The 9,658-nt window shown below is 44.9% G+C and carries 9 protein-coding genes and 1 pseudogene; 8 read left to right on the plus strand and 2 right to left on the minus strand.

The annotated features are described in order from the left end of the window. On the minus strand, positions 1-417 hold a 417-nt coding region (locus AB4Z17_RS28970; protein ID WP_441963678.1), incomplete at its 3' end, for a ribose-phosphate diphosphokinase. Between the two features lie 167 nt (positions 418-584). On the opposite strand from AB4Z17_RS28970, the gene AB4Z17_RS28975 reads away from it, so the two are divergent. The 5 genes from AB4Z17_RS28975 to AB4Z17_RS28995 all read left to right on the plus strand — a co-directional run bounded on the left by AB4Z17_RS28975 (position 585) and on the right by AB4Z17_RS28995 (position 6,106). After that, positions 585-1,820, plus strand: coding sequence for a multidrug effflux MFS transporter (locus AB4Z17_RS28975; RefSeq protein ID WP_441963686.1), 1,236 nt, complete (start codon positions 585-587; stop codon positions 1,818-1,820). A gap of 107 nt (positions 1,821-1,927) precedes the next feature. Beyond that, complete coding sequence (locus AB4Z17_RS28980; RefSeq protein ID WP_441911111.1) at positions 1,928-3,580, plus strand: GAF domain-containing protein; 1,653 nt, start codon at positions 1,928-1,930, stop codon at positions 3,578-3,580. Between the two features lie 9 nt (positions 3,581-3,589). After that, positions 3,590-4,249: a response regulator gene (locus AB4Z17_RS28985; protein WP_076266668.1), complete on the plus strand. Its 660-nt coding sequence runs from the start codon at positions 3,590-3,592 to the stop codon at positions 4,247-4,249. Between the two features lie 159 nt (positions 4,250-4,408). Then, positions 4,409-5,035, plus strand: coding sequence for an FMN-dependent NADH-azoreductase (locus AB4Z17_RS28990; RefSeq protein WP_441881684.1), 627 nt, complete (start codon positions 4,409-4,411; stop codon positions 5,033-5,035). A gap of 177 nt (positions 5,036-5,212) precedes the next feature. Next, entirely contained in the window at positions 5,213-6,106 is an 894-nt protein-coding gene (locus AB4Z17_RS28995; protein ID WP_076266670.1) for a LysR family transcriptional regulator, read from the plus strand. Between the two features lie 14 nt (positions 6,107-6,120). Here the strand turns inward: AB4Z17_RS28995 and AB4Z17_RS29000 are convergent, their stop codons facing one another. Continuing rightward, positions 6,121-7,110, minus strand: a complete 990-nt coding sequence (locus AB4Z17_RS29000; RefSeq protein WP_441963682.1) for an aldo/keto reductase family protein — start codon at positions 7,108-7,110, stop codon at positions 6,121-6,123. A 212-nt stretch (positions 7,111-7,322) separates the two neighbouring features. Between AB4Z17_RS29000 and AB4Z17_RS29005 the strand changes: the two genes are divergently transcribed. From AB4Z17_RS29005 to AB4Z17_RS29015, 3 genes and pseudogenes are all read left to right on the plus strand, one after another. After that, positions 7,323-7,907 carry a TetR/AcrR family transcriptional regulator gene (locus AB4Z17_RS29005; RefSeq protein WP_441963684.1) on the plus strand — a complete coding sequence of 195 codons (585 nt, stop codon included), beginning with the start codon at positions 7,323-7,325 and terminating at the stop codon, positions 7,905-7,907. A gap of 57 nt (positions 7,908-7,964) precedes the next feature. Then, a complete protein-coding gene (locus AB4Z17_RS29010; RefSeq protein ID WP_441911139.1) occupies positions 7,965-9,407 on the plus strand; it encodes a DHA2 family efflux MFS transporter permease subunit in 1,443 nt (480 codons plus the stop codon). 144 nt (positions 9,408-9,551) lie between these two features. Further along, a pseudogene (locus AB4Z17_RS29015) lies at positions 9,552-9,658 on the plus strand (DNA-binding response regulator); the annotation flags it as partial.

The raw sequence follows: 9,658 nt of genomic DNA on the forward strand, positions 1-9,658 counted from the left end.
ATCGAAGAAGCCTTGAATCGGGTCAGCATGCAAATCGACGGTGATGATTCGGTTTGCTCCAACGGTAGTCAATACATCGGCTACCATCTTAGCGGAGATGGGCTCTCGCGGTGCCGATTTTCTTTCCTGACGTGCATAACCATAGTATGGCATAACGATATTAATGGTTTTCGCTGATGCTCGTTTGGCAGCGTCTATCATGACGAGAGTTTCGATTAAATGCTCATTTACGGGATGGGAAAGTGATTGGACGATGAATACGTCACAAGTACGAATAGGTTCTCCGTATGAAACATGAATCTCACCGCTTTGATGCCTTGATATTGCAACATTGCCTAGCGGGAGCTCAAGTTCTTTACATAACTCCTCAGCCAACTTCTGGTTCGAAGTGCCGGAGAAAATTTTAATCTTTTGCATGTGATCCTCCTAAATGGTAGCTACAAGATGCTACGTTAAACGACATTATTAGCTCAATCATAACAAACAAAACAAAAGAGGACAAATATTTGATGAAACGACTTTTCTATTGGAACAAATAATGAAAGGTGATAAAGTGGATCAAGGAAAAAGTGCCACAGAAGGAGATGCTCTACTTGCTTGCTCAGAAAAAAATCCAAGCTCAAAATCAATCCGCTGGCATTAAACGGCTTTGGCTGATCCTCTTGCTTGGATCGCTCTCCGCGTTTGGGCCGTTGTCCCTTGACATGTATTTGCCGGCGCTGCCGCAGCTAACGGATGATTTCGTTACAAGCTCGTCTCTTGTTCAATTGAGCTTAACGGCGTGTATGATCGGACTATCCGTCGGTCAGCTGTTCTCGGGAACATGGAGCGACATTCGCGGACGTAGATTGCCGCTGCTCATTTTTTTATCCGTTTATGGGATTTCATCGGTTTTGTGCGCGTTTGCTCCTTCAATCGGCATCTTAATAGCATTAAGGTTTATTCAAGGTTTCTCCGGCTCGGCAGGAATCGTAATCTCCCGTGCTATTGTGCGAGATATGTATGAAGGGCCTGAGCTTACTCGTTTTTTTGCGATGCTTATGCTCGTTAATGGTGCGGCGCCAATATTTGCACCGATTGCAGGCGGGCAGCTGCTAAAAGTTACGAGTTGGGAAGGCGTATTTATTGTGCTTGGCGTCTGGGGTGTATTGATTTTTGCTGCTGTATTTTTTGGCATGCCAGAAACTCTGCCTCCAGAGAAACGAATGGCAGGCGGTTATCGGCAAACCATATCCACTTTCGGCATCCTGCTGCGCGATCGGTCATTCATGGGTTACGCTCTGGCACAGGGCCTTGTTATGGCTGCTATGTTTGCATACATTGCCGGCTCACCATTCGTTCTTCAAAATGTTTATGGCGTAACGCCGCAACAATTCAGTTTGTTTTTTGCCCTTAATGGTTTCGGCGTCATTTTATTTGGGCAGGTTACCGGCCGCGTGGCGGCAAAGGTTGGCGAGGGCAGACTGTTTGCAATCGGTCTAGCTTTAGCGGCATCAGCTGGCGGAATATTGCTTATCATGATATTAATTGACGCGCCGCTCGCTGCGATTCTTGTGCCATTGTTTTTTGTTGTAGCAAGCGTTGGTATTATTTCGACGACTGGTTTCTCCTTAGCGATGCAAAAGCATGGCTATGCTGCGGGTAGCGCATCTGCATTGCTCGGGTTATTATCCTTCACATTTGGGGGCATTATTTCACCGCTCGTAGGGCTTGGCGGCAGCGCAAATGCGCTCCCTATGGGGATTTGGATAGCCATTGCAGAGCTGGGTGCTGTAGCCTGTTATATTCTTTTGATCAAAAAGCCGTTTCGAAAGCGCTAATCCAAAGAGCCTGCCATCCAGCTTAAGCAGTGCAAGCTGCTTTGGATCGGCTCTTTTTTTTGCTGTTCAGGAAGGTGTATAATGTGTGCTTAGAAGGAAGTGGAAGCATGTCCAGAGAAAAAAGAGCTTATGAGCTGGTCGCATTGAAGGAGATAGCAGAGACGCTTAACAGCACAAACGACATGGATCAAATGCTGAATGATGTGCTTGCCAAGCTGCTTCAGGTTACAGGTTTTACTACGGGCTGGATATTTATGATTGACAATAAAAGTGAAAACCTTTGTGCGGCTACACATAATTTGCCTCAAGGATTGGCGGCAAACAATCAGGCGGTCATGTGCGGCGAGGTTTGCTGGTGCATTGAAAGCTTTAAGCAAAACAAGCTGGATCAAGCGGTAAATATTATAGAATGCTCAAGAATTACATATGCCATAACGAACAAGCTTGGTGATAATGAAGGTGTTACTCATCATGCGACGGTTCCGCTAAGAGCAGGAACGGATCAATTCGGGTTGTTAAATGTTGCTGAAGCTGGCAAGGATCGTTTTACTGAGGAGGAGCTTGCACTTCTGCAAGCCGTCGCTTATCAGATCGGGACGGCGATTAAGCGAATCCGCCTGTATCAGGTGCAGGAGCAGCATGCGATTCATTATGCAAAGCTTGGTGATGTTATTCAGAAAATAAATGCCATACAAGATATAAACCATCTGCCGCTGCAAGCGGTGAGCCATATAGGCGATACGTTCAACTGGCAGCATGTATCGTTATTTATGTATGAACAAGAGCAATTATCGCTTCGCGCACATTATACAGACAATCATGTCCGAAAAGAGTGGCTTTCACTTGCCATCGATCAAGGCGGGATGGTGAGCAAAGCGTTTCATGAGAATCGTCTTGTCAAACAGTCCGAATGCGACAGCAATTCCTGCTCGTCTTTATCATCCATAGGGATACCACCGTTCTCATCAGCAGTCGCAATACCGCTTCGCATTCGCAGCCGCCCTATTGGCGTTCTGTTTGTAAGCAGCCAGTTAGGCAAGCAGTTTGATGATTACTTAGAGGACTTCATGTATTCGCTTGGGGATCATTTCACGTTAAGCGTAGAAAATTTGCGGGTATATGAGCAGCGGCGCGAGCTCGCGCGCATGGAAGAGCGAAATCGAATGGCTAGAGATTTGCATGATTCGGTTATTCAAAAGGTTTTCTCTTTATCCTTTCTAGCGAAGGGCGCCGAGACGGTGCTGGCAGGCAAAGAACCTGTCGTGGAACGATCATTGCAAGAAATAAGACAGCTGTCACAGGAAGCGCTGAAGGAAATGAGAACGCTGATATGGCAGCTGCGGCCGGCAGGTCTTGAGCATGGGTTGATTACTGCGCTTAAGCAATATGGCAAGAGCATGGATTTAACCGTGTATGAGAAGGTGGAGGGTGTTCGCGAGCTTCCGCGTGCGATTGAAGAAGCCCTTTGGAGAATCGGGCAAGAGGCGCTTAATAATGTAAGGAAACATGCAGATACGAATACCGTTTATGTGCGGCTCATCAAAACAGAGTCTCGCGCCTGCTTGGAAATTTTGGATCGAGGCCGCGGTTTTTCGCAAGAGAAGCGTAAAGGAAAACTGACCATGGGAATGCTAACGATGCGGGAACGTGCAGAAACGCTTGGCGGAGAGCTAACGATAGCGGGCGGAAAAGGGCAGCCTACAATGGTGACAGCTGTTATACCGATTGCAACGGAAATGGAAATGTGGGAAGAGGAATGAGGAACTGTTTTGACGATAAAAATATTGCTCGTTGATGATCATCAAATTGTGTTGAAGGGAATTTCTTTTTTTCTAAGCATGCAGCCTGATTTTGAGCTGGTGGGTGAAGCGAATAACGGCAAGGAGGCGGTAGAAAAAGCTGCTGAACTTAAGCCTGATATCATACTGATGGATCTGAACATGCCGGTTATGGACGGGATCGAAGCGAGCAATTTAATCGCTAGGCAAAATCCGGATATTAAAGTGCTTGTGCTCACCAGCTTCTCGGATCGCAGTCATATCGTGCCTGCTCTACAATCGGGAGCTGCTGGGTATATGCTGAAGGATGTAGAACCTGATCAGCTTGCAGAAGCGATTCGCAGCGCCTATAAAGGAAATATTCAGCTGCATCCGGATATAGCGAGTGCGTTACTCGCTCAAGTATCGCCGCAGATTAGTTCGGTGAAAGGGCTGCCTATTCGTGAGTTAAGTGAAATATTGACTCCGAGAGAGCTGGAGGTGCTGCAATTGCTTACCAAAGGAATGAGCAACAAAGATATTGCGCACTCGCTCACTGTAGCGGAGAAAACAGTCAAAACGCATGTGAGCAGCATTTTAAGCAAATTGGATTTAACGGACCGAACGCAAGCTGCGTTATACGCGGTGCAGTTAATGCGAGAACCTGAATAACACGCTGACGTAAGACTATAGTCGTAAGACTAGCTCTCCGCCTTTGGCGGTTTTTTTATGTCGATTTTTCGGTCTATTTACCGATGATTGTTGCTCTAAAACTATATACAATTAAGGTACTTACAAAAAGTAAACAAACATCTTGGAGGGAAATATACAATGAGTACAGTATTATTTATTAAAGCAAACGATCGCGGAATCGAACAGGCAGTCAGCGTTAAGCTATATCAATCTTTTCTAGACAGCTACAAAGCCAGCCATCCAGAAGACACAGTGGTTGAGCTTGATTTGTTCAATGAAAACTTGCCTTATATGAACGCTGATATGATTAACGGCAACTTCAAAGCAGCTCGCGGTTATGACCTTACACCTGAAGAGCAAGCAGCTGTAGCTGTTTCGGACAAATATATGAATCAATTTCTTGCAGCGGATAAAGTGGTTTTCGCATTCCCGCTTTGGAACTTCACTGTTCCTGCAGTATTGCACACTTACATCGACTACCTTTCACAAGCTGGCAAAACGTTCAAATATACAGCTGAAGGCCCAGTTGGTCTAATCACCGATAAAAAAGTCGTATTGCTTACTGCTCGCGGCGGCATTTATTCCGAAGGCCCTGCAGCTTCGGTTGAAATGGCACATAACTTTATCCGCACAGTAATGGGCTTCTACGGTGTGACTAACCTAGAGAGCATCATCATTGAAGGCCACAACCAACTTCCTGACCAAGCAGAAGCTATTGTAGCAAAAGGTCTTGAGGAAGCAGCAGCATCAGCTGCTCGTTTCTAAATCAACCGTTAAAATGCGAAGGCAGCCGGACATTTTCGGCTGCCTTTTTGCATGTGGATGAATTCAAACCGTTAATAAAAATTTGCGGTACGATACGTGATCGGGTACGATGGCGATATGAGAGCATGGACGAAAGGTTGATAAATCAGAGCTGATACAGGAAGAGGTATGATGTCTATGGACTTGAAAAAGCTGCGTTATTTTATCGCAGTAGCAGAAGAGCTGCATTTTAACCGTGCTGCCCAAAAGCTGAATATGACTCAGCCTCCATTGAGCCAACAAATTCAAGTTCTTGAAGAAGAGCTTGGTGTGAAACTTTTGGAACGAACCAAGAGACAGGTTCGACTTACGACTGCTGGTGCGATATTTTTGGAGGAATCGAGAAACATTGTTGCTCATTTGGAACGATCGATAAAGATGACACAACTTGCAAGTGAAGGTAAAATAGGCAATTTATCCATCGGGTTTGTGGATTCAGCAGCAGGCGGTATGATGGTCAATGTTCTAAAGAAATATCGAGAACGGTTCCCAGATGTACAGCTTACACTATCTGAAATGACATCTGCTGAGCAACTGAAAGCGCTGCATGATGGGGAAATAGATGTTGGATTCCATCGGTTGCTGGACCCTTCAAGACATATCACATCTAGACTGTTCACGAACGAATCACTTGTTGCTGTATTGCCCAAAACACATCCGTTAGCCGATCAACCAACCGTTTCACTGCATTCTTTGAGGGAAGAACCCTTTATCTTGTCACCACATCATATGGGGGCTTCATTTCATGACCTGATTGTAGATTTTTGCAGGCAGCATGGATTTCAGCCTCGCATCGTGCAGGAAGCTGTTCAAATGTACACGATTGTAAATCTGGCAGCTGCAGGCATAGGCATCTCAATTGTTCCCTCTTCGGTTTCCGTATTTCAACGCAGTGATGTCGTATTTCGATCATTTGATGAGGATACACCGCGTGTTCCTCTTTATGCAGCCTGGAAAACAGAGAAGAGTGAAACGGTTCTGACTCATTTTCTAAAAGCAGTGGAGGAAACAGCCGCTAGCCAGACTAGCTGACTTGTGAGAACGCTCTAACCTGTTTTACTAGCATCAAATTGAGCAACGTCTTTTAATACGTTATTTATTTGCATAATAATCTCAGCATCTAGACTAACTCCTGCCGCTTTTACGTTTTCCAATACCTGCTCCGGCTTCGAGGCGCCAATGATAACGGAGGACACCTGCGGATTTTGCAAAACCCACGCTACCGCGAGCTGTGGCAGCGTTAAGCTGCATTTTTGTGCAATCGGCCCTAGTTGTTCAATTGCCTGAAGGACTTCTTTATTCAACCATTGTCCTGCCAAACGTTTGAAAAACGGCGAACCAGCGGCCGTAGAAGCGCGCGAGCCTTCTGGTATAGGCTTGTCAGGAGCATACTTACCAGAAAGAATACCTTGCGCAAGTGGTGACCAGACAATCTGACCAATTCCTTCACGCTCGCAAGCGGGAATAACCTCGGCTTCAATAACCCGCCAAAGCATAGAATATTGGGGTTGACTCGCAACAAAAGGAACTTTCAGCTCCCTTGCCAAAGCCGATCCTTGCGTTATCTGATCTGCTGTCCACTCACTTACGCCGATATACAAAACTTTTCCTTGTCGAACCAAATCGGAAAACGCCACAAATGTCTCTTCAAGCGATACGGTCGTATCAAATCGGTGAGCATAATAAATATCAATATAGTCCGTCTGTAATCTGCGAAGTGAAGCATGGCAGGATTCCATAATATGCTTGCGTGATAACCCTCTATCGTTATGCCCGTTCCCTGTTGGATGAAAAACCTTCGTGCACAATTCAATACTTTCACGACGTATTCCCTTTAAACAATGACCTAAGACCGATTCCGCCCTCGTCTCCGAATAAGCATCAGCTGTATCGAAAGTTGAAATTCCAGCGTTTAGTGCAGCATTTACGCATGCTTGTGCGGTGTTGTCATCCACTTGTGCACCGTGGGTTATCCAGTTTCCGAGAGCCACTTCGCTTACTAATAAGCCGCTTTTACCAAGTTTCCTATAATTCATGTTTCATTCCTCCTTTCAATGTAAATCTGATTATAGCAATCTATATTTAATATTAAAAATATATAATAAACGCATTATTAAGTTGATTTATGTATTAATAGAATCGAAGGACGAATGGTTCTATTGTTACTGGATATAAAAAAAGGTTGACTTGATAAGCGGATCAATGTTTTCATTATATAGACCGATCGTTATAATCGAGGAGTGAATCAATGTCGGAAAAACATAATACAAGGCATGCCATACTTGATACGGCAGCTAGGCTTTTTTTTACGCAGGGCTATCATGCGACGGGATTAAGCCAAATTATTAAAGAAAGTGATTGTCCGAAGGGATCTCTTTATTATTATTTCCCAAACGGCAAAGAAGAGCTTGCGCTGGAATGCATTAACTGCACGAAGGAGCTTGTCATTGAGAAATGGAGAAAGAAATTTGCTGATTACGAGGACCCTGCTGAAGCCGTTCAGGCTTTTGTATTTGATATGGCCGATGATGCAGAGAAGTTTGATTATAAGGGTTATATGCCGTTTAGCTTCTGGATGGCAGTCGAAACCTCATCGATTAGCGAGAAGCTGAGAGCAGCTGGACAAGGTGTATTTGCAGCATGGCAGAACGTGATTTCCGAGAGGCTGGTTCAGCTTGGAATGGAAGAGACTAGAGCAGATGAGGTTGGCGTCGTCACCGTTTCCTTATTGGAAGGTGCGCTCATTCTAACGCTGACGAATCGTGACAAGCAGCCGTTGTTATCCGCAGCGAAATGTTTGCCGTATATCATTAATAAATGTCCTTCTCTATGAGGAGTCATGAATAAATGCTAGATAGATAATAGGAGAGTGGAAGGCTTGCAAGCAACAATGACAGAATCGCAACAAAATACGGGGCAAAAATATAAAGTAATCCCCATTATGATTTCATTATTATTAAGCGGCTTTATCGGAATGTTTAGTGAAACGGCATTAAATGTAGCACTAAGCGATTTAATTCGCGTCTTTGATATTACGGCGCCAACGGTACAGTGGTTGACGACGGGATACTTGCTGACGCTGGGCATATTGGTTCCCGTATCGGGGCTGCTGCTTCAATGGTTCTCGACAAGGCAGCTATTCATAGCAGCACTTAGTTTCTCCGTACTAGGAACATTGGTTGCGGCGCTCGCACCAAGCTTTGAAGTTCTTATGGCTGCGCGTATTATCCAAGCAGTCGGAACGGCGCTTTTGCTGCCGCTTATGTTTAACACAATTCTTATTATTTTCCCGGCTGAGAAGCGGGGAGCGGCAATGGGTGTAATTGGGCTTGTTATTATGGTTGCTCCTGCTGTAGGCCCGACGATTGCAGGACTCTTGATTGAAAACTTAAGCTGGCACTGGATTTTCTGGTTGTCGCTTCCGTTCCTAGTCATTGCACTATTATTCGGGATTATGTATATGCAAAATGTTTCTACCATAACAAAACCGAAAATTGATATTTTTTCTCTCGTATTCTCAACGCTAGGGTTCGGGGGCATCGTGTTTGCCTTTAGCAGCGCGGGTGAAGGTGAAGGCGGCTGGGGCAGTACAAAAGTGATTGCGACCATGATCGTTGGTATTTTGTCCCTTGCGATTTTCGCTGTTCGTCAATTGACGATGAAGCAGCCAATGATGAACTTACGGGCGTTTAAGCATCCGATGTTTGTTGTAGGAACATTAATGGTATTTATTTGTATGATGGTTATTTTATCTTCTATGCTCGTTCTGCCTATGTATTTGATCAGTGGACTTGGTCTTAGTGCACTGACAGCTGGCCTCATTATGCTGCCAGGCGGTCTTATTAACGGAATTATGTCTCCCATTATGGGCAGCCTGTTCGATAAGTTTGGTCCTAAGTGGCTTGTTATTCCAGGTCTTGTCATCGTTGCCGCTGCGCTATGGTTCTTCTCAGGCATAACGACAGCATCAACGATTACATTAATTATTGTCCTTCATTCATGCTTGATGATCGGTATTTCGATGGTATGGATGCCTGCACAAACAAACGGGCTCAACCAGCTGCCGCGCGAGTTGTACCCGGATGGTACGGCGATTATGAATACACTGCAACAGGTCGCTGGCGCTATCGGTACCGCAGTTGCAGTAAGTATTATGACCGCAGGAATGACCGGCTTTATGAAGGATGTGGCTGATCCAACAGATCCAGCCAATGCTCCGCTTGCGTTGACAGCAGGAATTCAGAATGCATTTATTTTCGCTATGATTGTTGCGATTATCGGTTTGATCGTTGCTTTCTTCATTAAACGGGTTCATGTAAGCAAACAGAAATAATAGATTTGAATACTAGAGGCAGTCTATGGCAACATGGACTGTCTCTTTTTTGATAGAATGATTGACGGTGAGAACAATTATCAATTACAATGATTGAAAATATGCTGCAGACAAGCATTTGCAATACTAAAGGCGGGTCAATCCATGAAAAAGATTTTACTTATTGAGGACGAAAGAAATTTAGCGCGTTTTATTGAGCTTGAGTTGCGTCATGAATCGTTTGAGACAGTTGTTTCTTATGATGGCAATAG

The sequence above is a fragment of the Paenibacillus sp. TAF43_2 genome, assembly GCF_052113545.1.
Lineage (GTDB): Bacteria > Bacillota > Bacilli > Paenibacillales > Paenibacillaceae > Pristimantibacillus.

Bases quoted from the DNA above. Each gene is read 5' to 3' on its own strand.
- AB4Z17_RS28995 (WP_076266670.1), top strand. From the start codon at position 5,213: ATGGACTTGAAAAAGCTGCGTTATTTTATCGCAGTAGCAGAAGAGCTG.
- AB4Z17_RS28975 (WP_441963686.1), top strand. From the start codon at position 585: ATGCTCTACTTGCTTGCTCAGAAAAAAATCCAAGCTCAAAATCAATCC.
- AB4Z17_RS29000 (WP_441963682.1), bottom strand. From the start codon at position 7,110: ATGAATTATAGGAAACTTGGTAAAAGCGGCTTATTAGTAAGCGAAGTG.
- AB4Z17_RS29010 (WP_441911139.1), top strand. From the start codon at position 7,965: ATGACAGAATCGCAACAAAATACGGGGCAAAAATATAAAGTAATCCCC.
- AB4Z17_RS28990 (WP_441881684.1), top strand. From the start codon at position 4,409: ATGAGTACAGTATTATTTATTAAAGCAAACGATCGCGGAATCGAACAG.
- AB4Z17_RS29005 (WP_441963684.1), top strand. From the start codon at position 7,323: ATGTCGGAAAAACATAATACAAGGCATGCCATACTTGATACGGCAGCT.
- AB4Z17_RS28980 (WP_441911111.1), top strand. From the start codon at position 1,928: ATGTCCAGAGAAAAAAGAGCTTATGAGCTGGTCGCATTGAAGGAGATA.